Raw genomic sequence first — 25,787 nt, forward strand, 5'->3', positions numbered from 1 at the left:
TCATTCCCGGGCCGCTCCGCTGCCTGGTGACCACCGCGTCGCCCACATGCCTTCGACAACTCACACGCTTGTAGTTCCCGCTCGACGAGCGGCACTCGCGAAGTTATCCACAGTTTCCACAGCGGTTAAGCCCATTAAAAGAACAATCTTGTTAAGCAGGCGATGCGACAACCTCAAGGGTCGAGAAGCGGCGCGAACTCTTTCCCGAGCGGCTCGCCATGTGGGCAGTAGCATGGACCGGTCACCCGCATCCGATGACAGGGGAGAACGACGTTGAGGTTTCAGGCCAACCGCGATGTGCTGAGCGAAGCCGTATCGTTCACCGTCAAACTTCTGCCCCAGCGCACCACGTTGCCCATACTGAGCGGCGTCCTCATCACCACGACCGACTCCGGCATCTCACTGTCGTCGTTCGACTACGAGGTCTCGGCTCAGACCGAGATCTCGGCGGATGTCGAAGAACCGGGAACCGTGCTGGTCTCGGGTCGCCTGCTCGCCGAGATCGCCTCGAAGCTCCCGAACGCGCCCGTCACCTTTGCCACCGAGGACAACCGCATCGTCGTGACCTGCGGCACAGCGAGCTTCACGCTGCTTTCCATGCCGGTCGAGGAATATCCGACGCTCCCGCAGATCTCCGGCGAGGCAGGCGTCGTGCCGGCGGATGGCTTCTCGGAGGCCGTCGCGCAGGTCGGCGTCGCGGCATCCAGAGACGACGTGACACCCGTCATCACGGGCGTGCAGCTGGAGATCGCGCAGAACAGGCTGAGCCTCGTGGCGACCGACAGGTATCGGGTCGCGGTGCGGGAGATCGACTGGGACGGCACGATCGGACAGTCCGAGCCGTCGACGGCGCTCGTTCCCGCGCGCACGCTGCAGGAGATCGGCAAGACCTTCGGTCACAACGGGACGATCACGGTGACGCTCGTGGCCAAGGACGATCGCGAGCTCATCGCGTTCACCGCGGAGAAGAAGACCGTGACCTCGCTGCTGATCAAGGGCAACTTCCCTCCGGTCAAGCGGCTGTTCCCGGAGAGCGTCGACAACTACGCCGTGATCAACACGGCCGACCTCATCGAGGCCACCCGGCGCGTGTCGCTCGTGCTGGAGCGCGAGGCGGCGCTCCGGTTCACGTTCAACGCCGACGGTCTCACGCTCGAAGCGATCGGGTCGGAGCAGGCGCAGGCATCCGAGAGCGTGGATGCTCTCCTGACCGGTGACGACACCGTCGTCTCGCTCAAACCCCAGTTCCTGCTCGACGGTCTCGGTGCCGTGCACTCGGAATTCGTGCGCATCTCGTTCACGAAGACCGACAATCCGAACAAGCCCGGTCCCGTGCTGATCACTAGCCAGACCAGCAAGGAGCAGGCGGGAAGCGACAGCTACCGCTACCTGCTGCAGCCGAACCTGCTGTTGCGCTGACCGGGTTCGCCCGGCCGCCGGTTCTGTTCACTCGAGGAAGGACTCATCATGCACATCGGTCTCATCGGTCTCGGCAAGATGGGCAACAACATGCGTGCCCGCCTCGAGAAGAAGGGCATCCAGGTCACGGGATACGACACGAACCCGGATGTCTCCGACGTCGCGTCGCTCGCCGACCTCGTCGCCGCGCTGCCGACTCCGCGGACGGTGTGGGCGATGGTCCCGGCCGGCGCCATCACCGATTCGGTCGTGAACGAGCTGGCCGGGCTGCTCGAAGCGGGTGACCTCGTCATCGACGGCGGCAACTCCAAGTTCACCGAGGACTTCAAGCACGCCGAACTGCTGTCGAAGACGGGTGTCGACTTCATGGATGCCGGCGTCTCCGGCGGTGTCTGGGGTCTCGAGAACGGGTACGGCCTCATGGTGGGCGGAAGCGCGGCCCAGGTGGAGCGCGTGATGCCCGTCTTCGATGCACTGCGCCCTGAGGGACCTCGCGACGAGGGATTCGTGCACGTCGGCGAGGTCGGCGCGGGGCACTACGCGAAGATGGTGCACAACGGCATCGAGTACGCGTTGATGCAGGCGTACGCCGAGGGATACGAGCTGCTCGACACGCGCAAGGACATCATCCACGACGTCACCGGGACGTTCAAAGCGTGGCAGCGTGGCACGGTCGTGCGGTCGTGGCTGCTCGACCTGCTGGTGCGAGCGCTGGAGCAGGACCCCGAGTTCGAGCACATCGAGGGCTACGTCCAGGATTCCGGCGAGGGTCGCTGGACGGTGGAGGAGGGACTGAACAACGCCGTCCCGATGCCCACCATCAGTGCGTCGATCTTCGCGCGGTTCGTCTCCCGGCAGGAGGACTCGCCTGCCATGAAGGCCGTCGCCGCACTGCGGAACCAGTTCGGCGGCCACGCCGTGAAGGCCGTCGACTGATCGCACGCGCACCCGAAGGCGGCCGGCGATGAAGGTGACGCATCTCTCGCTGACCGACTTCCGCAATTACGGGACCGCCGAGGTGCAGCTCGCGGCGGGACCCAACCTGTTCGTCGGCAGCAACGGACAGGGAAAGACGAACCTGGTCGAGTCCCTCGTCTTCCTGTCCACTGGCGGTTCGCACCGCACGCCCATCGACACGGCGCTGATCAGGCAGGATGCCGCGGCGGCCGCCGTGCGGGTGCGTCTCGAGCACGATGGCCGCGCGGTGCTGCTGGAGTTGCAGCTGAATCGCGGATCCGCGAACAAGGCGATGGTGAATCGCGGGCCTGCCCGTCCGCGCGATCTGGTGCGGTACCTCGCGACGGTTCTGTTCGCGCCGGAGGATCTCGCTCTCGTGCGCGGTGAGCCGGCGGTGCGCAGGCGGATGCTCGACACCGTGCTCGTCCAGCGCACGCCGCGGCTGGCCGGCGTGCTCGCCGACTACGAGCGAGTGCTCCGCCAGCGGAACACGCTGCTGAAGTCGGCACGAGCATCCGGACTGCGCGGCTCGGCGCTGTCGACGTTGGATGTCTGGGACGACCGGCTCGTCTTGCTCGGCTCCGAGATCATCGACGAGAGGTCGGCGCTGATCGACGACCTTCGTCAGCCCGTCAGGGATGCCTACCGCTCCGTCGCGGGCGACGATCACGATCCGCGTCTGGTTCCGTTGCTGTCCGTGGACGGGGCGGCACCGGATGAAGACGACGATCCCGGCTCGCGGTCGACCGCCTCGTCGACCGCCTCCGAGTCCAGCTCGGCGCAGGGCTCCACCCAGGCGCGGTTCGCCGCTGCGGTGACGGCGCTGCGGTCCCGTGAGCTCGATCGAGGCGTGACGCTGGTGGGTCCGCACCGCGACGACGTGCTGTTCCAGCTGAACGGGCTCCCCGCGAAGGGATACGCCAGCCACGGGGAGTCGTGGTCGTTCGCGCTGTCGCTGCGGCTGGCATCCGCTCAGCTTCTGCGCGAGCATTCGACGACGGGCGATCCCGTGCTCATCCTCGACGATGTGTTCGCGGAGCTCGATCAGGCCAGAAGGGCACGCCTCGCCGCCTCGGTTCACGAGTTCGAGCAGGTTCTCGTCACGTCGGCCGTGCTCGATGACGTGCCGGACGCGCTCCGGGCGCACACCGTGCACATCAAGGCGGGCAGGGTGATCGACGCGGAGAACGACGGCGCCGATCTCGGCGCCGATCTCTCTGCCGATGTGCCTGCCGGTGCCGGTGCAGGTCACGCCGCCGATGCCGGTCGCGCTGTCGGAGCCGACACCGACGCCGATCGCGGTGCACAAGCCGACGTCGACGCGGAGGAAGCGTCGTCATGAGCGAGGCGGCCGAGTTCTACCGTCACCTCAAGCAGCTGTTCGGCGCCGATCCGGCGTGGGGTCAGAGGAAGAGCAACCGATCTGCTCGCCCTGCCGAACGCGAAGGAAGTCAGCCGTTCGAGCCGGGACGCGAACCGCGTGGGCTCGGCGGCGTCATCGACTCGCTCACCGAGGAGTTGGGCTGGAGCTCGCCACTGGCGAAGTCCGAGGTGATCGCGGCGTGGTCGGATGTGGTCGGAGCGGAGACGGCGAAGCACTCTGAGCCGATCGGCATCGAAGGCGGCGTGCTCACCGTGCGGTGCGACTCGACGAGCTGGGCGACGCAGTTGCGTCTGATGCGCGGAGAGCTGCTCGCGCACCTGGAACGCAGCTACCCGGACGCGGGTGTGGAAAGCATCCGGTTTCAGGGGCCAGACGTTCCCACCTGGAAACGCGGTCCCAGGTCCGTTCCAGGGCGCGGTCCACGCGACACCTACGGCTGAGCGGGCAAATCTGGTCAACCTCGTACTTTCATCGCGTCAGAAGGCCGTTTCTCGCCCTATCGCAAGGGCGGCCTTGATAGAATGAGAAGTCACGAAATGCGTGCGGTCAGGAGCTCACAACCGTAATGACGACAGAACCGAAGACGGCTGGAACCGACAACGATTACGGCGCAAGCCAGATTCAGGTTCTCGAAGGCCTCGAGGCCGTCCGCAAGCGCCCTGGCATGTACATCGGGTCCACCGGTCCGCGTGGTCTTCACCATCTCGTCACGGAGATCGTGGACAACGCGGTCGATGAATACCTTGCCGGCCACGGCGACCGCATCGAGGTCACGCTGACGAAGGATGGCGGTGTTCGCGTCGTCGACAACGCGCGCGGCATCCCGGTGGAGATCCATCAGCCGGAGGGCATCTCCACCGTGGAGCTCGTGCTCACAGTGCTGCACGCCGGCGGAAAGTTCGGCGGTGGCGCGTACGCCGTCTCCGGTGGTCTGCACGGGGTGGGATCCTCGGTCGTCAATGCGCTGTCGAGCCGGCTCGAGGTCGAGGTCAAGCAGCACGGTCACGCGTGGAAGCAGACGTATCACGACGGAGTGCCCGACGGCCCGCTCACCAGGGGTGAGGCGACCGACGAGACCGGAACCACGATCACGTTCTGGCCGAACGGCGACATCTTCGAGTCGATCGAGTTCGACTACGAGACGTTGCGCACGAGGTTCCAGCAGTACGCCTTCCTCAACAAGGGCCTGACCATCTCGCTGTGGGACAAGCGCGAGCGCGAGGCGCTCGACGACGAGGGCGAGGTCGTTCCGGAGCGCAACGACACCTTCCTCTACCAGCGCGGTCTGGAGGATTACGTCGAGTACCTCAATTCGGCGAAGCGTGCCGAGGTGGTCAACGACCAGATCATCTCGTTCGAGTCCGAAGACACCGAGCGCAAGATCGCGCTCGAGGTCGCCATGCAGTGGACGACCGCGTACACCGAGAGCGTGCACACGTACGCCAACACGATCAACACGCACGAGGGTGGAACCCACGAAGAGGGTTTCCGGGCGGCGCTGACGACGTTGGTCAACAAGTACGCGCGAGAGAAGGGCATCCTCAAGGAGCGCGACGACAACCTCTCCGGCGAGGACGTGCGCGAGGGCCTGACCGCGGTCATCTCGGTCAAGCTCGCCGAACCGCAGTTCGAGGGACAGACCAAGACGAAGCTCGGCAACACCGAGGCGAAGGCCTTCGTGCAGAAGGTGGTCGGAGACCAGCTCGGGGATTGGTTCGACCGGAATCCGTTGCAGGCCAGGGAGATCATCCGCAAGGCGATCCAGGCGGCCACTGCCCGGTTCGCGGCCCGCAAGGCCCGCGACACCGCTCGTCGCAAGGGACTGCTCGAAGGTGGAGGGATGCCGGGCAAGCTGGCCGACTGCTCCAGCCGCAACCCGGCCGAGAGCGAGATCTTCCTCGTCGAGGGCGACTCAGCCGGCGGGTCGGCGAAGCAGGGACGCAATCCGGCGACCCAGGCCATCCTGCCGTTGCGCGGAAAGATCCTGAACGTCGAGAAGGCGCGACTGGATCGCGCCCTCGCCAACGCGGAGATCCAGGCCATGATCACGGCGTTCGGAACCGGCATCGGCGAGGACTTCGACGGATCGAAGGCCAGGTACCACAAGATCGTGCTGATGGCCGACGCGGATGTCGACGGCCAGCACATCACGACGCTGCTGCTGACGCTGCTGTTCCGCTACATGCGTCCTCTGATCGAGATGGGCTACGTCTACCTCGCGCAGCCGCCGCTCTACCGGCTGAAGTGGTCGAACGCGCCCCACGAGTTCGTCTACACCGACCGTGAGCGTGATGCGCTCCTGGCCGACGGGCTCGCGGCGGGCAAGCGGATCCCGAAGGACAACGGCATCCAGCGCTACAAGGGGCTCGGCGAGATGAGCTACCAGGAGCTGTGGGAGACCACCATGGACCCCGAGACCCGCACGCTGTTGCAGGTCACGATGGAGGATGCCGCGGCCGCCGACGAGATCTTCGCCACGCTCATGGGCGAGGACGTGGAATCCCGCCGGCATTTCATCCAGAAGAACGCGAAGGACGTGCGCTTCCTCGACATCTGATCGCCGAAGCGGCGGCGCCGTGACCTGAGCGGTGACGGCGGACGTGACGCGGATGCGTCGAGCGGCGACTACCGCTCGACAACGAGAAGCACGAAGAGAAGAAGAGAAGTAGATGGCAGACGAGACCGACGGCACCGACGACCTCGGACCCGGCGACATCGACGCCGGCGAGGTCGCCACGTATTCGGCCGGCGACGACGGCATCATGCACGGCAAGATCGAGCCCGTCGACCTCCAGCTGGAGATGCAGCGCAGCTACCTCGACTACGCGATGAGCGTGATCGTCGGCAGGGCGTTGCCGGAGGTGCGCGACGGCCTGAAGCCCGTGCACCGGCGCGTGATCTACGCGATGTACGACGGCGGGTACCGTCCGGACCGCGCGTTCTCCAAGTGCTCGCGCGTGGTCGGCGACGTGATGGGTCAGTTCCACCCGCACGGCGATTCCGCGATCTACGACACGCTCGTGCGTCTCGTCCAGCCGTGGAGCCTGCGCTACCCGCTCGCGCTCGGCCAGGGCAACTTCGGGTCGCCTGGCAACGATGGCGCAGCAGCTCCGCGGTACACCGAGACGAAGATGGCCCCGCTCGCGCTCGAGATGGTGCGGGACATCGACGAGGACACCGTCGACTTCCAGGACAACTACGACGGGCGCACCCGCGAACCGTCCATCCTGCCCAGCCGCTTTCCCAACCTGCTGGTCAACGGCTCGGTCGGCATCGCGGTCGGCATGGCCACGAACATCCCTCCGCACAACATGCGAGAGGTGGCCCAAGGAGCGCTGTGGGCGCTCGAGCACCCGGATGCCTCGCGCGAGGAGCTGCTCGACGCGCTGATCGAGCGCATCAAGGGCCCGGACTTCCCGACGGGCGCGCAGATTCTCGGGGTCAAGGGCATCCATGACGCGTACCGGACCGGTCGCGGATCGATCACCATGCGCTCCGTGGTGAACGTCGAGGAGATCCACGGGCGCACGTGCCTCGTCGTCACCGAACTGCCGTACCAGGTGAACCCCGACAACCTCGCGATCAAGATCGCCGAGTTCGTCAAGGACGGGCGCATCGCGGGTATCGCCGACATCCGCGACGAGTCGAGTGGTCGTACCGGTCAGCGGCTCGTGATCGTGCTCAAGCGGGATGCCGTTCCGAAGGTCGTGCTGAACAACCTGTACAAGCACACGCAGCTGCAGGAGAACTTCGGCGCGAACATGCTCGCCATCGTCGACGGCGTGCCGCGCACCCTGCCTCTGGACGGATTCATCACCGCTTGGGTCGACCACCAGATCGACGTGATCGTTCGGCGAACGCAGTTCCGGCTGCGCAAGGCGGAAGAGGATGCCCACATCCAGCGCGGTCTGGTGAAGGCGCTCGATGCGCTGGACGAGGTCATCGCGCTGATCCGCCGTTCGCCCAGCGCCGACGAGGCGCGTGCCGGCCTGATCGAGCTGCTCGACGTCGACCAGGTGCAGGCCGACGCGATCCTGTCGATGCAGCTGCGTCGCCTCGCTGCACTCGAGCGACAGAAGATCATCGATGCTCTGGCCAGGCTCGAGGCGGAGATCGCCGATTACAAGGCGATCCTGGCCGACGAGGCGCGGCAACGGTCGATCGTGGCCGAGGAGCTCAGCGAGATCGCCGACAAGTACGGGGACGAGCGGCGCACGAACATCCTCTACGGCTTCGACGGCGACATGAGCGTCGAGGACCTGATCCCCGAAGAGGAGATGGTGGTCACCGTCACGCGCGGCGGGTACATCAAGCGCACCCGCAGCGACAACTACCGGTCGCAGCACCGCGGCGGCAAGGGCGTCAAGGGAGCGCAGCTGCGCGGAGAGGATGTCGTCGACCACTTCTTCGTGACCACCACGCACCACTGGCTGCTGTTCTTCACGACCAAGGGCCGGGTGTACCGGGCGAAGGCGTACGAGGTGCCCGAGGCCGGCCGCGACGCCAAGGGCCAGCACGTCGCGAATCTGCTGGCGATGCAGCCGGACGAGGACATCGCCGAGATTCTCGACATCCGCGATTACTCCGCTGCCAAGTACCTGGTGCTGGCGACGCGAGACGGACTGCTCAAGAAGACCGAGCTGAAGGAATACGACACCAACCGCACGGGCGGGATCATCGCGATCAAGCTGCGCGAGGAAGACGAACTGATCTCCGCGCTGCTCGTCGAAGAGGACTCCGACATCCTGCTCGTCTCGCGCAAGGGCATGTCGTTGCGGTTCACGGCCACCGACGAGGCGCTGCGGCCGATGGGACGGTCGACCTCCGGCGTCATCGGCATGCACTTCCGTGATGACGACGCTCTGCTGGATGCTGCCGTGATCGCGACCCCGGGTGCTGAGAAGACGGACACGGCCGCTTCCCCCGACGAGGGTTACGTGTTCGTCGTGACCGAGGGCGGCTACGCGAAGCGCACCGCAGTCGATCAGTATCGGCGCCAGGGACGCGGCGGCCTGGGCATCAAGGTGGCGAAGCTGAGCGACGACCGAGGCGACCTCGCAGGTGCCCTGATCGTCGAGGAGGATGACGAGGTCCTCGTGGTTCTTGCCAGCGGCAAGGTGGTACGCTCTGCCGTGGCCGAGGTGCCGGCCAAGGGCCGTGACACTATGGGTGTCGTGTTCGCACGCTTCGCGGATGATGACAAGATCATTTCCATCGCACGCAACAGCGAGCGGAATCTGGACGCTCACGACGCCGAACCGGAAGAACAAGCGACCGGTGAGGAGGCCGAGCAGCCCGGAAAGGACAACACCGTAGATGAGTAGTGTGGCGGAACGATTGGCGCAGAAATCCTCTTCGCGCAAGGGACGACCGGCCAAGCAGGTCAGGCTCCGCCTCGTCTATATCGACTTCTGGTCGGCGGTGAAGCTGTCCTTTCTGATCGGTCTGTGCCTCGCGATCATCTCCATCGTCGGCGCGTTCCTGATCTGGATCGTGCTGGACCAGACGGGGATCTTCGACAACCTGAACAGCCTGTTCAAGGACATCTCGGGCACGAGCGGCAGCGATCTCAAGTCGATCCTGAGCCTGGGCACAGTGATGGGCTTCTCGATCGTCGTCGCCATCCTCAACCTGGTCGTCACGACGGCGCTCGGCGCCGTCTGCGCGCTGCTCTACAACCTGAGCGTGAAGATCACGGGCGGCCTCATGATCGGATTCACCAACAACTGACCGGTCGAGAGCGCGGCGCGAGCTGCGCTGTCGATCCGACGCGGACATCCGAACATCGACGATACCGGCGCCGCTGCCGACGGCCGCCGATTCGCAAGATCGAAGGCGCTCGGGTAGTCTGTCATTCGGCCATTTCGGTGGTCGATCCAGGGGATATAGCTCAGGCGGTTAGAGCGCTTCGCTGATAACGAAGAGGTCCGAGGTTCAAGTCCTCGTATCCCCACGGTTCGATTCCTGCAAGCGCAGGAACATCAACCGCTGCACAACATGACGTTCTCGCCATCCGGACCATAGCGACTCGGCAGCGTGTACGGCGAGTGGCGTAGCGTCGCAAGCCGGGCAGGGGCCCGCTTGCAAATAGGCACGGGGCCTTAGCTCAATTGGTAGAGCGCCTGCTTTGCAAGCAGGAGGTCAGGGGTTCGATTCCCCTAGGCTCCACTTCACCCGCCGGGAACCGCGTGGCACGATGCCGTCGGAACGCGCACGGATGACCGTTGCCGCCGACCGCTTCGGCTTCCGCCGTCGCTCTTAGTGACCCGGACCGACCGCTTCCGCTTCCGCCGTCGCTCTCAGTGACCCGGACCGATCGATCCCTGCGTCAGCAGAGACGCGATGAGAGCAAGCGGTCGCGCGAGACCGTCGCCGAACAGGGCGAACCACAGCGTGATGACCGCGACGGCGCACAGCGCGATGAGCACGGCGAATCCCGCACTGACTCCGACGAAGCGGAGGAGGGATGCCGTCGGTCGGGACTCAGGGGCCGCAATGCCCTCTTCTTCGAGCCTCTGCTCGAGCAGGTCAACAGCGCTGTCGGTCACGCGGGCGAGTCTACGGGTTGGGGACCGTGGCGGTGGGTGGACATAGGGTGTCTGCATGGACATCCGCGTCGCCGCGTACGCCGTCATCGCCGACGGTGGCCGGGTTCTGCTTGCGCACTGGAACAAGCACGGACGCAGCGGCTGGACGTTGCCGGGCGGCGGGCTGGAGGCGGGCGAGGACCCCGCGGACGCCGCGGTGCGGGAGGTGCGGGAGGAGACGGGCTACGACGCCGAGCTCGACGCGCTGATCGGCGTGCATTCGCACGTGATCCCGGTGGAGCAGCGCAGCCATGGCCTCGGTCCACTCCAGGCGCTGCGCATCATCTACCGCGCGCACACGGTCGGCGGCTCGCTCACGAACGAAGCGGACGGCTCGACGGATGAGGCCCGCTGGTTCGACCTGAGCGAGGTGCCTCTGCTCCGCAAGGTGTCGCTCGTCGACGTCGGCTTGAGATTCGCCGGCCTCATCGCGTGACGCGGCCGGCCCCGCGGCCCCGGCTCTCAGGCTTGCGGCTCCCAGGCTTGCGGCTCCCAGGCTTGCGGCTCTCGGGCTTGCGGCGCCCGGGCTTGCGGCTTCTGGTCTTCTGCGTTCGCGCGCTATTCGGCGACGGGCGGTTCCGTCGAGTCGTCCTCTGCCACCCACAGCTCGTCGTCGGCTCTGAACGTCTGCCACACCGCGTACGCGATGCCGATCACGGCGGCCCCTGCCAGTGCAAGCGCGAGGTACGTGCCGAAACCGGGGCCGGACTTCTGCGGCTTGGCCTTCTTCGTCAGCTCGCCCTTGGCGGCCTGCAGGCGCTTGATGGCGGCCTGAACGCGAGCGTCGTGCGCGACATCCGCAACACTGAGCGCCGTGCCCAGCACGTTGCCGACAGCGGGAACCACACTGTGGCTGATCACATCCCCTGCAACGCGGGTGACCGGGCGCACGTACTGGTCGTAGCTCTCGCGGAGCCGGGGCGCCACCTCTTCGCGCGTGTAGATCGCAGCCTGCTGGCCGGCCTTCTGGGCGACGGTGTTCGCCCGCCCCAGCACATCCTGCTGGGCTCCCCACAGGTCGAGCGCTTCGGCACGAAGCCGGTTGAGTTCCTTCTGGCGCTTTCGTGACAGACTCACGGTTCCTCCACCCGGTCGTTCTTGCAGTTCCTCCATCTTGCCACCGAAAGCCAGAAGGGCCAGGGGGTGGACAGAACCGCTATGCAAGAATTGAGCCCATGTCCAAGCACACCGCGGTGGCCACTGTGCACACCAACTACGGCGACATCGCCGTCAACCTGTACGGCAACCACGCACCCAAGACGGTGCGCAATTTCGTGGGCCTCGCCACCGGTGAGCAGGAATGGACAGACCCCACCACGGGAGAGTCGCGCTCGGACAGCCTCTACAACGGTGTCATCTTCCACCGCATCATCCCCGGCTTCATGATCCAGGGCGGTGACCCGCTCGGCACGGGCACCGGCGGTCCCGGATACCGCTTCGACGACGAGATCAGCCCCGACCTCGACTTCACACAGCCGTACATGCTCGCCATGGCGAACGCCGGCATCCAGGGCGGACGTGGCACGAACGGCTCCCAGTTCTTCATCACGGTCGGACCGACCACCTGGCTGCAGGGCAAGCACACCATCTTCGGCGAGGTGGCCGATGACGAGTCGCGTCGCGTCGTGGACAAGCTCGCCGGCGTGCCGACGGATGCCCGCGACCGCCCGCTCGACGACGTCGTGATCGAGTCGATCACCGTCGAGCAGGCGTAGGACCGCCGCTCAGCGCCCGCGCTGCAGCCTGCGATCTCGAACACCGGCCTCAACGTGTCGCAACCGACCTCACCTGGGGAGCCTTCTGCGCTCGTCTGCTACCGGCATCCGGACCGGCAGACCTATGTGCGGTGCCAACGGTGCGGCCGCGCCATCTGCGGAGAGTGCCAGACTCCGGCGCCCGTCGGGTTCATCTGCCCTGAGTGCATGAAGCAGCAGCGTGCGAGCGCGCCGCGCACGAGGTCGGCGTTCCTCACCCGCATCACGGGTCCGCGCCAGCCCGTCGTGACCTACGCGATCATCGCGCTGTGCGTCGTCGTCTTCATCGCGCAATGGGTGACCGGTCTCGGCTCGGGTCCGGTCACCCGCGGGCTCTGGTACGCAGGAGCGTACGGCTATCCGGGGCAGTACGAGCCGTGGCGGATGCTGACCATGGCGTTCGTGCACGGCAATCTCCTGCACATCGCGCTCAACATGTACACGCTGTGGATCTTCGGCATCGTGCTCGAGCCCATGCTCGGTCGGGCGCGGTATGCCGCGCTCTTCGTGCTGAGCGCGATCGCCGGCTCGGTGGGCGTCTACCTTCTCGACTCGCCGTTGCAGCCGGTAGTCGGCGCATCCGGTGCCATCTTCGGAATGATGGCGGCGCTGCTCATAATCCAGCGGCACCTCGGCGGACCGGTGACGCAGCTGCTCGTGCTGGTCGGCATCAACCTGGTGATCAGTTTCCTGCCCGGCTTCGGCATCGCATGGCAGGCGCACGTTGGTGGTCTTGCGGGCGGCGCGCTGGTGGGGCTCATCTACACGCGCACCCGCTCGAGGTCGCGGCAGCCGCTGCAGATCGTGCTTCTCGTCGCGCTCGCCGTCGTGCTGGTACTGGCTGGCAGCTGGCGCGTCTTCGCAGGCTGACGCCCGAAGTTATCCACAGGGTTTCTCACAAGGGGATAATTACAGGCGTGTAATTGCCGGATCTCGCGGTGCTCGTTGATTCGGTCGACGGCTACGTGCGACAGCGCTCCGGAGGCCGGTTGAGCTCAGGATGAGCGGCGCTTCGTGCCCATATCGCGGCCGACTCGCACGTCATCCTGATTTCGGTCGGGGTTGAGGGGCGCCGCACCCTCGCCGCTCTCCTGCACAAGTACGTGTGGTGCCCGTGCGGGTGCTTCACGTGCTGGCGACGTCGATGTCGCACCGGCCTGGGGCTTCCGGGAAGTGGTGATCGAGGACCGAGGTGGCGATAGCGCGCCTCAAGCGGGCGGAATCGCAACAAGAGGAGAGTGCCGGGTCAGCGCCAGCGGGTGGTCATGAGAAACCCGACGAACGCGATAGCGAAGCCGATGAGGATGTTCCACGCTCCGAGCTGCGGGATCGGGTACTGGCTTCCGCTCACGTAGAAGACGACGATCCAGACCAGACCCACGATCATGAATCCGAGCATGACCGGCAGGAACCAGACCGGGTTGGGAGCCTCGTCGTTCGACCGGACGTCTTCGACCGATCGAGAGGAGCGCTTGGTGCGGGTCTTGGAAGCCATAGTCCGAACATTCTAGAGGCGATTGAGGGGAGAGTGGTGCGTGCTCGCTCGCACCACCGACCCGATTGAGCCTCTGAGCGCGTGCACGAGGGTGAGCCGCGCTCGGTTTTGACAGGCAGTCCCTAGGCGGTCTTCGAGCGTCGCCGATTAGACTCGCGATTCGTGACCGATGAAGAGGAATCCGCCAGGGAGGACTGGCGTCTCGCCGAGACGCTGCCCGCCCAGGAGGACTCCGAGGGCGCGTCGCCGCAGACGCGACGGGGGCAGCGTCGGCATGCCAGCGGCAGACATCCGTCGTCGGGTTCGAAACCTCGCCGCAAGGTATCTGTCGTCGGTGTGATCGGCGAGCTCCTGGTCACCGCCGGCGTGCTCGTGCTGCTCTTCCTGGGCTGGCAGACCTGGTGGCAGTCCGCCGTGCTCAATGCCCAGCAGAACAGCGCTGCGGCTGAGCAGAGCAAGAAGTTCCTCGAGCACGCCAAGGATGCCCCCAAGCCGACGCCAACGCCCGTCGCGACACCGGATGGCACGAAGACCGTCGACTACGGCCCGCCGCCCGTCATGAAGGCCCCGGGACCCGCTCAGCCGTTCGCGGTCATCTATGTGCCTCGGTTCGGCGCGGACTGGAAGCGCACCATCCGGGAGACCGTCGACGTGGAGTCCGTGCTGAACAGCTACAACGCCGGCGTCGGTCACTATCCGAACACGGCCATGCCAGGCGACGTCGGCAACTTCGCCATCGCGGCCCACGACACCGGGTACGGGAACACGTTCCTCGACGTCTCGAAGCTGCAGGTGGGCGATGCCATCTACATCCAGACGAAGGACGGCTACTACACGTACCGGTTCCGCAACATGGAGTACGTGACGCCGAGCGCCGTGCAGGTGCTCTACTCCGTTCCCCAGGTGAAGGATGCGCAGCCCGGCGACCGTTACATCACCATGACGACGTGCAATCCCCCGTATCACGCGCAGGAGCGCATCGCGGCGTTCGGGGTGCTCGAGTCGTGGCAACCGCTGTCGGCCGGACCACCGAAAGAGATCGCAGCCGAAGTCGGAGGCAGCTGATGTACGGCGCGTTGTGGCGGTTGCTGCCCGGACCTGTGTGGCTGAGGATTCTGCTTCTCGTGGTGCTGGCGGCCGTGGTGCTGTACTGCCTCGTCACGTGGGTGTTCCCGTGGGTCGATAGTCTGCTGCAGAGCAACGAGGAAGGAACCGTGGCCGTATGACCCGCGTGCTCGTGATCGACAACTACGACAGCTTCGTGTACACGCTGAACGGATACCTGCGCGAGCTCGGCGCCGAGACCGACGTCGTGCGCAACGACGCCATCGACGCCGCGGACGTGGCGGACGTGCTGGCGAGTTACGACGGCGTGCTGCTGTCGCCGGGTCCCGGCACCCCCGCGGATGCCGGGGTGTCGATCGCCATGGTCGGGGCTGCACAGGCATCCGGGACGCCGCTGCTCGGCGTGTGCCTCGGACACCAGGCGATCGCTGAGGCGTTCGGCGCGACCGTGACGAATGCCGAAGAGCTCATGCATGGAAAGACCTCGGTCGTCGACCACGACGGATCGCCGTTCTACGACGGCGTCCGTCAGGGGTTCGTCGCGACGCGGTACCACTCGCTCGCGGTCGTCGACGGCACGGTTCCGGACGAGCTCGTGGTGACGGCGCGCACCCCTGGCGGGGTGATCATGGGTCTTCGCCACCGTGAGGCGCAGATCTTCGGGGTGCAGTTCCACCCCGAGTCGGTGCTGACTCAGGACGGATACCGGATGCTCGGCAACTGGCTGGCCGTGGCAGGACTGGAGTCCGCGAAGGAGCGTGCCCGCACGCTCGACCCGCTGCTCGCCGTCGGCTGAACGCCCACGGGTTGGGTTGTCGAAACCGGCCGTCGTTTGGTTGGGCCGCCGGTTGAGCTTGTCGAAACCCGGCCGCCGCGGTGCCCTCGGGAGGCCGCACAGGTTTCGACAGGCTCAACCCCCGGTGTCTCTCCGCATCGTGTGCAGGCAGTCGGTGTGAGACGGGTCGGTGTCTGCGGGGCGTAAGACGCTCGGTGAGGCGGCGGCGTGTACGTCGCCGGTTCCCAGCCACGCTACTGGCCAACCGCGGTGGGCCGCAGGCCCACAAAAGCTACCCAGTGCAGTACGTGAACTTGATGGTCGATCCCTGCGGGACGGGGCCGGGCGCCTGATCCTGATGGTTGACGGGCGCGCCGGTCTGTGTCTTGCACGACGGGTCGGGTTCGGGATCGGGGATGAGACCGAGCTTGGGATCCTGCAGCGTGGTCCTGGCCTGCTGAACCGTCTGACCGGTGAGGTCGGGCAGGGTCACCTGACCGTTCGACACGACGAAGTTGATGGTGTCGCCTTCGTGAGCCTGCGATCCGCCCGCGGGCGTCGTGGCGATGACGACGTTGGCCGGCACGGTCGGCGAATCCTGCTGGGTGATCTGGCCCATCTTGAAGCCGAGCCCCTGCAGCTCCTTCTGAGCGTCGTCTATGGACTTGCCCGCGACATCCGTTGGCACCTGAACGGCCTTGGCGCCGCTGGAGACGAACACGGCGATGCTGTCGCCCTTGCTGGCGATGACTCCGGCGCCCGGGTCGGTGCGGATGACCTTTCCCTTGGGCACGGAGGTGCTGGACTCCTCGGTGAACGTCGGCGACAGCTTGATGTCGTGCAGCTTCTTCGTGGCCTGATCCACCGTCATGCCGGCCACGGCCGGGACCTTCGCCGCATTGCTGGCGAGATGCTGTGTCGGCGACTGGTTGAACACCCACAGCAGCAGGGCGGCGATGATGACGGCGATGCTCAGCACGCCCGCCCAGATCCACAGCACGGGCGGCCGGCTCTGTGTGCGCACGACCTGGTCGTCGTCGGCGAGCTGGCGCAGGGCGGCCTCGGTGGGGGTCGGGCTGGTGGCCGATTCCCCGAAGAGGGTGGCATCGAAGGCGTCGCCGCGCTTCTTGTGCACGGGAACCTTGCCGGATGCGGCGAGCTCCAGGTCGTCCCGGAACTCCGCCGCGGTCTGGTAGCGCTGGTAGCGGTCTTTCGCGAGCGCCCTCATCACGACCATGTCGAACGCGGGTGACACGCTCGGATTGACCGCGCTCGGCTTGACCGGCTGCTCGCTGACGTGCTGATAGGCGACGGCGACCGCGGTGTCGCCGCGGAATGGCGGACGACCCGCCAGCATTTCGAAGAGCACGACGCCCGTCGAGTACAGGTCGGTGCGGGCATCCACCGTCTCGCCCTTGGCCTGCTCGGGAGAGAAGTAGCTGGCGGTGCCGAGGATGGCCGTGGTCTGGGCGACGGTCGCGGAGGAGTCGCTGATGGCCCTGGCGATGCCGAAGTCCATCACCTTCACCTGGCCGGCGCGGGTCACCATGACGTTGCCCGGCTTGATGTCGCGGTGCACGACACCGGCCCGGTGCGAGTACTCGAGCGCCGTCAGGAGCCCGGATGCGATGCGCGCCGTCTCCGCCGGGTCGAGCGGACCCTTGCGCAGGATGTCGCGCAGGAGCACACCGTCGACGTACTCCATGACGATGAACGGCGCCTGCACCTCGTTGCCCATGGCATCGCGCACCGTCTCCTCGCCCGCGTCGAAGACGCGCACGATGGTGGGGTGCGCCATGCGCGCGGCCGCCTGGGCCTCCTGGCGGAAACGCGTGCGGAAAGCGGGATCGGTGGCGAGCGACGGCTTCAGCAGTTTGATGGCCACGGTGCGGCCGAGACGGATGTCGACACCCTTGTGCACATCGGCCATCCCGCCACGTCCGATGAGCTCACCGACACGGTATCGCCCCGCGAGCATGCGGGGTTCATCTGTTGCGGGGTACTCGACGTCAGGCAGCACTGCGAACAGTGTAATGGGGCCAAGTTGAGTGTTCGGTACACCCCGGCGACGGCGGCCGGATCAGATGCGGCTCACTGGTTGCCGCCGCCGCCACCGCCGTTGGCCTGCTGGGCTGTGACCGCCAGCGGCGGGGACTGACCGGACTCCACGGACTGGCCGCAGAAGATCGTGTACGTCACGTTGTGCTGGTTGGTGTCGCCGAACGTGTACTGCGCCTGGGTGCCGCTCGTCGGACCCGTGGGTTTGCCGTCCACGTAGAGCTGGCGGCCGGTGAGGTTCTGACCGGCCGGGCACTGCGCCGACCCGAAGTTGAACGTGGCCGGCTGGCCGACGATCGCCTTGTTGCCCACGAGGGTCACCGTGTCGGTGGGGTTCGAGGGAGGCGTGACATCGCCGTAGATGGTGAGCGTGATCGTGCTCGTGAACGGAACCGTGCCGGTCGGGTTGATGTCGTAGACCGTGTTCACCTTGTCGGGCGACGGCGCCGCCGTGCCCACGTTGCGGGTGATCTTCTGGAACCCGAGTGCGTTCAGCGCCCCGACCGCCTGGTCGTACGTCTTGCCCTTGTAGTCGGCGGCGTTGATCGTCGCCGACGTCGGTTGCGACTGGGTGCGCGTCGGCTTCGGCGTCGACGTGGTGTGCGTGGGCGTCGACGCTGTCGTGTGCGGCGACGTCGGTGACGGGTTGCCGTGGCTCTGAGTGAGCAGCGCGATGAGCGTGGCGATCAGGATGATGGCCAGCAGCGCAATGAGCGCGATCAGCGGCCACGTCCACGGGCTGCGCTTCTTCTTCGTGGGTTCCGCGGGCGGTTCCTCCGCCTCGGTGGCCGAGAGGATGGTGGTGGCCTGCGTCTCCCCGCCGGCCGCGGCAGCCGCTCCGCCCGGCAGGAGCAGGGTGTTGAAGCGCGTGGTGTCGGTCTCGTCGCCGAGGACGGCGGGAACGGCGGCGGCAGCGGCCTGGATGTCGCCCCTTCGCAGCGCCGTCGCCGCGCGTGCCAGATGCGCGGCGGATGCCGGCCGCTCGGCCGGGTTCTTCGCGATGCACGAGTAGACGAGGTTGCGCACCGGCTCGCTCACCGTCACAGGCAGTGGCGGCGGCTGCTCGTTGATCTGCGCCATCGCGATCGCGACCTGCGACTCGCCGGTGAACGGCCTGCGCCCGGCAAGGCACTCGTACGCGACGATGCCGAGCGAGTAGATGTCGGTGGTCGGCGAGGCCGGATGCCCGGAAGCCTGTTCCGGAGACAGGTACTGCACCGTGCCCATCACCTGGCCGGTCGCGGTCAGCGGCACCTGGTCGGCGATGCGGGCGATGCCGAAGTCGGTGATCTTGACGCGGCCATCCGGTGTGATGAGCAGGTTGCCTGGCTTGATGTCGCGGTGCACGAGACCGGCGGCGTGCGCCGCGTGCAGCGCGGCCGCCGTCTGGGCCACGATGTCGAGCACCTTGTCGGTGGACAGCGTGTGCTCGCGCTCGAGGATGGTGGACAACGCCTCGCCGGGCACGAGCTCCATCACCAGGTAGGCGCTGCCGTCTTCTTCGCCGTAGTCGAAGACGTTGGCGATGCCCTCGTGGTTGACGAGGGCGGCGTGCCTGGCCTCGGAACGGAAGCGCTCGAGGAACGTCGGATCGCCGAGGTATTCATCCTTGAGGATCTTGATGGCGACTTGGCGGCCGATGACGAGGTCGGTGGCCTGCCACACCTCGCCCATACCGCCGATGGCGATCCGCGACTGGAGTTCATATCGTCCGCCGAACGTGAGCCCTGCCGTGGGTCTCATTTGCCAAGCACCGCCTCAAGTACCTTCTTCGCGATCGGAGCGGCGACGGAGTTTCCGTTGCCGCTCTGACCTAGTCCGCCACCATTGTCGACCACGACCGCAACGGCGAACTGAGGATCGTTCGCGGGAGCGAATCCGGTGAACCACAGCGTGTACGGGTCTTTGTCGCCGTTCTGCGCGGTCCCGGTCTTTCCGCCGACCTTGACCCCGTCTATTCTTGCATTGCTCGCGACGCCCTCTGAGACGTCCTTGACCATGGTCTGAGCGATCTTGTCCGCCGTGTCTTCACTGGTCGATCGACCGAATTCCGTGGGCTTGAAGGACTCCCTCGCCTGCAGGTCCGGCGTCAGCACGGACTCCACGAGGTTCGGCCTCATGACCACGCCGCCCGTGCTGATGGCCGCCGAGTTCATCGCCATCTGCAGCGCCGTCGCCTTGTCGTCCTTCTGCCCGAACCCGCTCATCGCGGTGTCGGCCAGGCTGCTGTACCCGGGATACTGGCTGGCCGAGGTGCGCATGGGCACCAGGAAGCTCTGGTTGAACCCGTACTTCTCGGCCTGCGCCTTGATCGCGCTCGAGCCGAGCTTCATCGCCAGCTCGGCGTACGGGATGTTGCACGACAGGATGAGCGCGGTCTCGAGCGAGACCGTGTCGCCGGGGCCGCACGAGGTGAACGAGTCGTTGAAGATCTTGGTGTTCGTGCCGGGCAGCGTGAGGCTCGACGGGTTGGGCATCTGCGAGTCGAGCGTGTAGTCGCCGCTCTCCAGCGCCGCGGAGAGCACGACCGGCTTGAACGTCGAGCCGGGAGGGTTGAGCTCGTTGATGGACTTGTTGATGAGGGGGTCGCCCGGCGCGTCGAGCAACTGCTGGTAGGTGGCATCCACCTGCTTCACGTCGTGCACGGCGAGCGTGTTCGGATCGAAGTCGGGCTTGGAGACCATCGCGAGGACGCGTCCCGTCTTGGGCTGGAGCAGCACGACGGCGCCCTTCTGGCTGCCCAGCGCGTCGTATGCCGCCCTCTGCGCCACCGGATCGATCGTGAGCTCGACGGAGTTGCCCTGCGGATGCTTGCCCGTCACCAGGTTCTGCAGCTGGTCGAAGAAGTCGTCGTTCGACGTTCCGCTCAGTTCGCTGTTCATGGCGCCCTCGATGCCGGTGGGCGCGCCGCTGATCGGGAAGAACCCGGTGACCGACGAGTAGAGCGGCCCCTGCGGGTACTGACGCTGGTAGTTGTAGGCGTCGTTGCTCGGCACGGACTGCGCGACGGGCTGGCCGGCGACGAGGATGGATCCGCGCTGCACCTGGTAACTGTCGTAGAGGGTTCGCGAGTTGCGGGCATCCGCGTTCAGGGTGTCGGCGACGCCGACCTGGATCACCGATGTGGATACGAACAACGCCAGGAACATGCACAGCACCACGATGCTGACGCGCTTGATCTCCTTGTTCACGGGCTACACCACCAGCCTGGGTTGGTTGCGCACGGTGTCGGAGAGGCGCAGCAGGAGCGCCGCGATGATCCAGTTGGCCACGAGCGAGGAGCCGCCGGCGGCGAGGAACGGCGTCGTGAGACCGGTGAGCGGGATGACCCGCGTGATGCCGCCGATCACGATGAACACCTGAAGCGCGACGGTGAACGCGAGGCCGACGCTGAGGAGCTTGCCGAAGTCGTCCTGGCTGGCGAAGCCGACGCGGAATCCGCGCGAGACGAACAGCAGATAGAGGCAGAGGATAGCGAAGAGGCCGATCAGGCCCAGCTCCTCGCCGAGGCTGGCGATGATGTAGTCGCTCTCCGCCAGCGGCGTGACCGTCGGATGCCCTTGTCCAAGGCCGGTGCCCAGGAGCCCGCCGTGCGACAGCCCGAACAGGCCCTGCACGAGCTGGTAGCTGCCGCCCGACGCATTGTACACGTGGTCGTTGAACGGATTGAGCCAGTTCTGGAATCGTCCCTGCACGTAGTCGAGCACCCGGCTGGCGATGAGCGCCCCTCCGATGAAGAGCACGAGTCCGATGACCACCCAGCCGACTCTGGCGGTCGCCACGTAGATCATGACGAGGAAGAGCCCGAAGTAGAGCAGACCGGTGCCGAGGTCATGCTGGAACACGATGACGGCCATCGAGATCGCCCAGAGCACGAGGATCGGGCCGAGGTCGCGCAGTCGCGGGAACCGGATGCCCAACACCTTCTTGCCGACCATCGACAGCGAGTCCCTCGCCTGCACCAGGTATCCGGCGAAGAAGATCGCGAGCGCTATCTTGGCGAGCTCGCCCGGCTGGAAGCTGAAGGAGCCGATGCCGATCCACACCCGCGCGCCGTTCACCTGGCGTCCGATGAGCGGAAGCATCGGCAGGAGCAGCAGCACGAGTGCTCCGAACCCGAACACGTACGTGTAGCGCTGCAGAACCCGGTGGTTGCGGATGAGCACGATCACGGCGATGGCGCACACCACGGCGATCGCGGTCCACACGATCTGCCGGACGGCGGCCGATTCCCAGCCCGAATCGTGCCTGGCGATGTCGATGCGGTAGATCTCCGCGATGCCGATGCCGTTGAGCGCCGTGGCGATAGGAAGGATGAAGGGGTCGGCATCCGGTGCCAGATAGCGCATGACCACGTGCATGGCCACGACGAGCGCCGAGAGGCCGGCGCCGAGGTACACGAGCGTGAAGTCGAGGTGTCCGAGGGCGCCGAGCTCCACGAGCACGACCGCGATGGCGTTGATCGCGCACGCGAAGATCAGCAGGCCGAGCTCGAGGTTGCGCAGCTTCTTGGGCAGGCGGATGCGCCGCACGGGCGCGGTGGTGGCGCCCGAGCGTGCGGAGGGTGCCGTCGCGCTAGCCGGAGCTGTCATCGGAGAGCTGCCTCACGATCCGGGTCGCGTCGGAGAGCGACGACGCGTTGATGGTGTCTTCGACCTGCTGCCGCTCGTACGCGCTCAGGCTGTCGACGGAGATGTTCGTCTGCGTGTGCACGTGCGAGAGCGAGATGGGTCCCAGGCTCTGCTGCACGCCCTGGAAGACGGCGACCTTGCCGTGCGATTCCCCGACGTAGTAGCGCGACTGCGTCCATTCGTAGCCGAGGATCGCGGCCAGCACGAGCGCGACCACGAGCAGGATGGCGCTGAGCAGCCAGGTGAGCCTGCGCCGCCTGGCTCGTCGCTGGTCCTCTTCGATGAGCTCGTCGAGGTAGTCGTCGGTCTGCGGTTCGAAGTGGGTCGGTCCGGTGGCCGGTCGAGCCGGATGCAGCCGCAGCGCGGGCAAGCGCAGCGCGCGGGTGTGCGTGCTTACCTCCTGCTCGAAGAGCACGGGAGCCGACGCCGAGCCGACGGTGATGGGTTCCCGCACGCCGTCCATGTCGCGGTCGATGTCCACGACGACGACGGTGACGTTGTCGGGCGCACCCGCATCCAGACTCGCCCGCACGAGTCGGTCGGCTGCAGCCTTGGGAGAGTCGACGTTCGCGAGGATGCCCTCGATCAGCTCGGGCTTGACCACGCCGCTGAGCCCGTCGGAGCAGATCAGCCAGCGGTCGCCGGGGAGCGTGTCAAGCGTCCAGGTGTCGATCTCCGGCGACGAGTCCACATCGCCGAGCACGCGCATCAGCACCGACCGTCTCGGATGCGTCAGCGCCTCCTCCTCCGTGATGCGTCCCGTGTCGACGAGTCGCTGCACGAACGTGTGGTCGATGGTGATCTGCTTCAGCCGGCCGTCGCGCAGCAGGTAGATGCGCGAGTCGCCGATGTGCGCGAGCGCCACCTTGCCGTCGACGCGGAGCAGGGCGCTGACGGTGGTGCCCATGCCGGTGAGTTCCGGATGCTCGAACACCGTCTCGGCGAGCAGGCCGTTCGCCGCCAGCAGCGCCGACTGCAGAGCGACCTGGGCATCCTCTGCCGTCGGGTAGTCGTGGTCGATCTCTTTGATGCGGTTGGTGGCGATCGCCGACGCGACGTCGCCTCCGGCGTGGCCGCCCATTCCGTCTGCCACGAGAAAAAGAGAGGCTCCGGCGTATCCGGAGTCCTGGTTGTTCGAACGCACCTTGCCGACATGCGACGCCGCAGCGGCCCTGATCGAGGTCACCATGGACTACCGTCGCAGCTCGAACGTCGTCGTGCCGATCTTGATGGGTGCGTCGAGGGGAACCTGGGTGGGCACGGTCACGCGCTGACCGTCGAGGAACGTGCCGTTCGTGGAGTCGAGGTCTTGCACCATCCACTCGTTGTTCCACAGCATGAGCCGGGCGTGGTGCGTCGACGTGTAGTCGTCGCGGATGACGAGGCCGGACTCGCCGGAGCGGCCGATGGTGATGGGCTCGTTGCCGAGCGGGATCTCCGTGCCGCGGCGCGGGCCCGACGTGATGACGAGCTTGTTCGCGGTGAGCACCGTGGCCATCGGGCGGTTGGGAAAGCCGCCCCGGTTCGGGAACGCACCGGTGTGCTGATCGAACCCTGAGGTGCGCGCGCCTCCGGGCTGCTGCTCGACGGGATCCGTCGTGGGCCGGGCCAGGCCGGCGAGAGGGTGGTCCGGCGTCGGCACGGCGCCCCCGAAAGCCGCACCGCCCGCGGCGACTCCCGTGCCGGGGGTGCGAGGCGACGGCGACCCGGACGGGGCCGACGGCACGTGTGCGAACGGGCCGGACTGGGCATCCGATTGCAGCTTGCGCACACGCTGACCGAACAGGTCGCTGCGCAGCGCGTACACGATGGCGAACACGAACAGCCACAGCAGCAGGAGGAACCCGACGCGCAGCACCAAGAGGGTGAGGGTGCTGACGGTCATCGCTGCCAGAACCCGTCGATGTCGTGTCTGCGGCTGACGTCGTCGGGCTCCGTGGTTCGCTGCCTGGCGGCGGATGCCTGCGGCAGCACCCGGAACACGATGCGCGTGCGCCCGATGGTGATGACCGAGTCGGGGTCGAGCACGGCCTTCTTCACCGGCTGGCCGTCGAGCTGGGATCCGTTGGTCGAACCGAGGTCGCGCACCTGGGCGTGCGCGCCGTCCCACGCGATCTCGATGTGCTTGCGGGACGTGCCGGTGTCATCCACCGTGATGTCGGCCTCGCGACCACGGCCGACGACGGTGCGCCCCTTCGCGAGCGGATACCGCTTGCCTGCGATGTCGAGCACGGGCACCCAGGCGACGTCGCCCTTCATGTTCTGTGACTCGACGTGGAGGATGCCGGTCGACAGCGACTCGTCGGGCCGCATGCTGATCTGGATGCCGCCGGCGAACTGGTAGTGCTGCGTGCGCGCGTGCTGCTGCACGAAGTCGGTGAGCTCGTCGGTGAGCGCGGGGCCCATGGCCCGCATGCGCTTGTAGTCGCTGGGGGAGAGCAGCAGCGTGAAGTCGTTCGGCGCAAGGATGCGGTCCCGCGTCACGACGGCGGCCTTCGTGTCGAGCTCCCTGCGCAGAGCGCTCGTCAGCTCGACCGGTTGCAGGCCGGACCGGAAGGTCTTCGCGAACGCACCGTTGACGGCGCGTTCGAGGCCCTTCTCGAAATTGTCCAGAATGCCCACAGGTCTCCCGATCTGCCCGACGACTATGTGCATGTTAGCCGCACACCGTGTGAAGGGCCCCGGTCGCAGCCTGCGTGTGGTGGGTCGCGGCGGGGCCGCGCTTGGCGCCCGGATGACGTCGGCGCCAAATGGCATCGTCCGCCGCTGCATGCTAGCCTCTCTGGGTCGGCACGCGAGTGTCGACGTATCGGCGCGAGTGGCGGAATAGGCAGACGCGCACGGTTCAGGTCCGTGTGCCCGAAAGGGCGTGGGGGTTCAACTCCCCCCTCGCGCACCAAACGGAAAGGCCCCGGGAAACCGGGGCCTTTCCGTTTGGTACGTGCGGAGGACGAGAAGCCGCGCAGGGGTGGGCCCCCAGCGCCAGAGGCTCCGCGCGCCGCGCAGCGGCGTGTGGAGGGGCGCTAGGGACAACGACCCCCTCGAGCGCGCAGAGGGAACCTGGAGCCCGGGCTCTTTGTCATTCGTACGTGCGGGGACGCGAAGCCCCACAGGGATGGGCGGGCCCCCAGCGCTGGAGGCTCCGCGCGCCGCGCGGCGGCGGGGGAGGGGCGCTAGCGACGACGAGCGTCCCGCGCGCCCGACAGGGTCTCTCCGCTACGCCCTGGCAGCGGGCGATGCCACGACGAACGCCCCAGGCACCAGAGGCTGCAAGGGTGCGACCGGCGCGGCGAACTCCGTGTTCACGGTGATCCAGCGCTGAAGGCGCGGTCCCACCCAGAACAGGTAGATGCCGAGCGTGATGATCGACAGCAGGAACCATTTGATCCAGTGGCCGAAGAGTCCGATGGCCGATCCGGTGAACACGAGCTGCTGGCCGTCGATGTACGTGTGCTTCGCGCGCCAGCGCTGCTTGAGCACGAGCGCGAACGGGTAGCAGATGCCGAGCGTGATCACGGTGATGAAGAAGCCGAGGATGATGGTTCCGACGTACGTGCCCGCCCCGCCGTCGAACGTGAACCGGGTGTCTTTGGCAATGGGGGAGGATCCTTCTTCGGTCGAAGTGGTGGTGGTGCTGGCTGCTCGCGCGTGATCCTTGAATG

General features: G+C 66.7%; 25 protein-coding genes and 3 tRNA genes. 17 read left to right on the forward strand and 11 right to left on the reverse strand.

Annotated elements, in window-relative coordinates; translation table 11 throughout:
* Nucleotides 1–273 precede the first annotated feature (273 nt).
* The 9 genes from dnaN to VHB92_RS02410 all read left to right on the forward strand — a co-directional run bounded on the left by dnaN (nt 274) and on the right by VHB92_RS02410 (nt 9,928).
* Nucleotides 274–1,419 (forward strand): DNA polymerase III subunit beta, encoded by a 1,146-nt coding sequence (gene dnaN, locus VHB92_RS02370; RefSeq protein WP_325450997.1) that lies wholly within the window; start codon nt 274–276, stop codon nt 1,417–1,419.
* Between the two features lie 48 nt (nt 1,420–1,467).
* The gene (gene gnd, locus VHB92_RS02375; protein ID WP_325450999.1) at nt 1,468–2,355 is read left to right on the forward strand and encodes a phosphogluconate dehydrogenase (NAD(+)-dependent, decarboxylating); all 888 of its coding nucleotides are present in this window, start codon (nt 1,468–1,470) and stop codon (nt 2,353–2,355) included.
* Nucleotides 2,356–2,383: 28 nt separating this feature from the next.
* Nucleotides 2,384–3,718 carry a DNA replication/repair protein RecF gene (recF, locus tag VHB92_RS02380; RefSeq protein ID WP_325451001.1) on the forward strand — a complete coding sequence of 445 codons (1,335 nt, stop codon included), beginning with the start codon at nt 2,384–2,386 and terminating at the stop codon, nt 3,716–3,718.
* Nucleotides 3,715–4,200 carry a DUF721 domain-containing protein gene (locus tag VHB92_RS02385; protein WP_325451002.1) on the forward strand — a complete coding sequence of 162 codons (486 nt, stop codon included), beginning with the start codon at nt 3,715–3,717 and terminating at the stop codon, nt 4,198–4,200. Before recF ends, VHB92_RS02385 begins: the two co-directional genes overlap by 4 nt.
* A gap of 125 nt (nt 4,201–4,325) precedes the next feature.
* The gene (gene gyrB / locus VHB92_RS02390; protein WP_325451003.1) at nt 4,326–6,317 is read left to right on the forward strand and encodes a DNA topoisomerase (ATP-hydrolyzing) subunit B; all 1,992 of its coding nucleotides are present in this window, start codon (nt 4,326–4,328) and stop codon (nt 6,315–6,317) included.
* A gap of 205 nt (nt 6,318–6,522) precedes the next feature.
* Nucleotides 6,523–9,084: a DNA gyrase subunit A gene (gene gyrA / locus VHB92_RS02395; RefSeq protein WP_325451295.1), complete on the forward strand. Its 2,562-nt coding sequence runs from the start codon at nt 6,523–6,525 to the stop codon at nt 9,082–9,084.
* Nucleotides 9,077–9,490 (forward strand): DUF3566 domain-containing protein, encoded by a 414-nt coding sequence (locus tag VHB92_RS02400; RefSeq protein ID WP_325451005.1) that lies wholly within the window; start codon nt 9,077–9,079, stop codon nt 9,488–9,490. The genes gyrA and VHB92_RS02400 overlap by 8 nt, the downstream gene beginning before the upstream one ends.
* A 149-nt stretch (nt 9,491–9,639) precedes the next feature.
* Nucleotides 9,640–9,713 (forward strand) — tRNA-Ile (locus tag VHB92_RS02405).
* Between the two features lie 142 nt (nt 9,714–9,855).
* A tRNA-Ala gene (locus VHB92_RS02410) sits at nt 9,856–9,928 on the forward strand.
* Nucleotides 9,929–10,059: 131 nt separating this feature from the next.
* Here the strand turns inward: VHB92_RS02410 and VHB92_RS02415 are convergent.
* Nucleotides 10,060–10,308, reverse strand: coding sequence for a hypothetical protein (locus VHB92_RS02415; RefSeq protein WP_325451007.1), 249 nt, complete (start codon nt 10,306–10,308; stop codon nt 10,060–10,062).
* A gap of 55 nt (nt 10,309–10,363) precedes the next feature.
* Here VHB92_RS02415 and VHB92_RS02420 point away from each other — a divergent pair, with 55 nt between their 5' ends.
* Nucleotides 10,364–10,783 carry an NUDIX hydrolase gene (locus VHB92_RS02420; protein WP_325451009.1) on the forward strand — a complete coding sequence of 140 codons (420 nt, stop codon included), beginning with the start codon at nt 10,364–10,366 and terminating at the stop codon, nt 10,781–10,783.
* A gap of 122 nt (nt 10,784–10,905) precedes the next feature.
* Here the strand turns inward: VHB92_RS02420 and VHB92_RS02425 are convergent, their stop codons facing one another.
* Nucleotides 10,906–11,424: a hypothetical protein gene (locus VHB92_RS02425; RefSeq protein WP_325451011.1), complete on the reverse strand. Its 519-nt coding sequence runs from the start codon at nt 11,422–11,424 to the stop codon at nt 10,906–10,908.
* 98 nt (nt 11,425–11,522) lie between these two features.
* On the opposite strand from VHB92_RS02425, the gene VHB92_RS02430 reads away from it, so the two are divergent.
* Nucleotides 11,523–12,062: a peptidylprolyl isomerase gene (locus VHB92_RS02430; protein WP_325451013.1), complete on the forward strand. Its 540-nt coding sequence runs from the start codon at nt 11,523–11,525 to the stop codon at nt 12,060–12,062.
* 207 nt (nt 12,063–12,269) lie between these two features.
* Complete coding sequence (locus VHB92_RS02435) at nt 12,270–12,971, forward strand: rhomboid family intramembrane serine protease (RefSeq protein ID WP_325451015.1); 702 nt, start codon at nt 12,270–12,272, stop codon at nt 12,969–12,971.
* Between the two features lie 376 nt (nt 12,972–13,347).
* Here the strand turns inward: VHB92_RS02435 and VHB92_RS02440 are convergent, their stop codons facing one another.
* Nucleotides 13,348–13,596, reverse strand: coding sequence for a cell division protein CrgA (locus tag VHB92_RS02440; protein WP_325451017.1), 249 nt, complete (start codon nt 13,594–13,596; stop codon nt 13,348–13,350).
* Between the two features lie 162 nt (nt 13,597–13,758).
* Between VHB92_RS02440 and VHB92_RS02445 the strand changes: the two genes are divergently transcribed.
* From VHB92_RS02445 to VHB92_RS02455, 3 genes are read left to right on the forward strand one after another with little or no spacing between them, the layout of a single operon-like run.
* Nucleotides 13,759–14,661: a class E sortase gene (locus VHB92_RS02445; protein WP_325451018.1), complete on the forward strand. Its 903-nt coding sequence runs from the start codon at nt 13,759–13,761 to the stop codon at nt 14,659–14,661.
* Entirely contained in the window at nt 14,661–14,822 is a 162-nt protein-coding gene (locus tag VHB92_RS02450; RefSeq protein ID WP_325451020.1) for a hypothetical protein, read from the forward strand. The genes VHB92_RS02445 and VHB92_RS02450 overlap by 1 nt, the downstream gene beginning before the upstream one ends.
* Complete coding sequence (locus VHB92_RS02455; protein WP_325451022.1) at nt 14,819–15,457, forward strand: anthranilate synthase component II; 639 nt, start codon at nt 14,819–14,821, stop codon at nt 15,455–15,457. Before VHB92_RS02450 ends, VHB92_RS02455 begins: the two co-directional genes overlap by 4 nt.
* A gap of 271 nt (nt 15,458–15,728) precedes the next feature.
* Here the strand turns inward: VHB92_RS02455 and pknB are convergent, their stop codons facing one another.
* The 7 genes from pknB to VHB92_RS02490 all read right to left on the reverse strand — a co-directional run bounded on the left by pknB (nt 15,729) and on the right by VHB92_RS02490 (nt 24,747).
* Nucleotides 15,729–17,456, reverse strand: coding sequence for a Stk1 family PASTA domain-containing Ser/Thr kinase (pknB, locus tag VHB92_RS02460; RefSeq protein ID WP_325451024.1), 1,728 nt, complete (start codon nt 17,454–17,456; stop codon nt 15,729–15,731).
* A 71-nt stretch (nt 17,457–17,527) separates the two neighbouring features.
* A complete protein-coding gene (locus tag VHB92_RS02465; RefSeq protein ID WP_325451027.1) occupies nt 17,528–19,237 on the reverse strand; it encodes a serine/threonine protein kinase in 1,710 nt (569 codons plus the stop codon).
* Entirely contained in the window at nt 19,234–20,685 is a 1,452-nt protein-coding gene (locus VHB92_RS02470; RefSeq protein ID WP_325451029.1) for a penicillin-binding protein 2, read from the reverse strand. The genes VHB92_RS02465 and VHB92_RS02470 overlap by 4 nt, the downstream gene beginning before the upstream one ends.
* Before the next feature lie 3 nt (nt 20,686–20,688).
* Entirely contained in the window at nt 20,689–22,086 is a 1,398-nt protein-coding gene (locus tag VHB92_RS02475) for an FtsW/RodA/SpoVE family cell cycle protein (RefSeq protein WP_325451031.1), read from the reverse strand.
* Complete coding sequence (locus tag VHB92_RS02480) at nt 22,070–23,314, reverse strand: PP2C family serine/threonine-protein phosphatase (protein WP_325451033.1); 1,245 nt, start codon at nt 23,312–23,314, stop codon at nt 22,070–22,072. Before VHB92_RS02480 ends, VHB92_RS02475 begins: the two co-directional genes overlap by 17 nt.
* Nucleotides 23,315–23,317: 3 nt before the next feature.
* Nucleotides 23,318–24,010: an FHA domain-containing protein FhaB/FipA gene (locus tag VHB92_RS02485; RefSeq protein WP_325451035.1), complete on the reverse strand. Its 693-nt coding sequence runs from the start codon at nt 24,008–24,010 to the stop codon at nt 23,318–23,320.
* Nucleotides 24,007–24,747: a DUF3662 and FHA domain-containing protein gene (locus tag VHB92_RS02490; protein ID WP_325451037.1), complete on the reverse strand. Its 741-nt coding sequence runs from the start codon at nt 24,745–24,747 to the stop codon at nt 24,007–24,009. The genes VHB92_RS02485 and VHB92_RS02490 overlap by 4 nt, the downstream gene beginning before the upstream one ends.
* A gap of 190 nt (nt 24,748–24,937) precedes the next feature.
* Here VHB92_RS02490 and VHB92_RS02495 point away from each other — a divergent pair.
* Nucleotides 24,938–25,024, forward strand: a tRNA-Leu gene (locus VHB92_RS02495).
* Between the two features lie 317 nt (nt 25,025–25,341).
* On the opposite strand, the gene VHB92_RS02500 is transcribed toward VHB92_RS02495, so the two are convergent.
* Entirely contained in the window at nt 25,342–25,665 is a 324-nt protein-coding gene (locus VHB92_RS02500) for a DUF898 family protein (RefSeq protein WP_325451297.1), read from the reverse strand.
* On the opposite strand from VHB92_RS02500, the gene VHB92_RS02505 reads away from it, so the two are divergent.
* Complete coding sequence (locus tag VHB92_RS02505) at nt 25,634–25,777, forward strand: hypothetical protein (protein ID WP_325451039.1); 144 nt, start codon at nt 25,634–25,636, stop codon at nt 25,775–25,777. The genes VHB92_RS02500 and VHB92_RS02505 overlap by 32 nt on opposite strands.
* Nucleotides 25,778–25,787: the final 10 nt, after the last annotated feature.

It is taken from the genome of Humibacter sp., assembly GCF_035547335.1.
In the GTDB taxonomy this organism is placed as follows: Bacteria; Actinomycetota; Actinomycetes; order Actinomycetales; family Microbacteriaceae; genus Humibacter.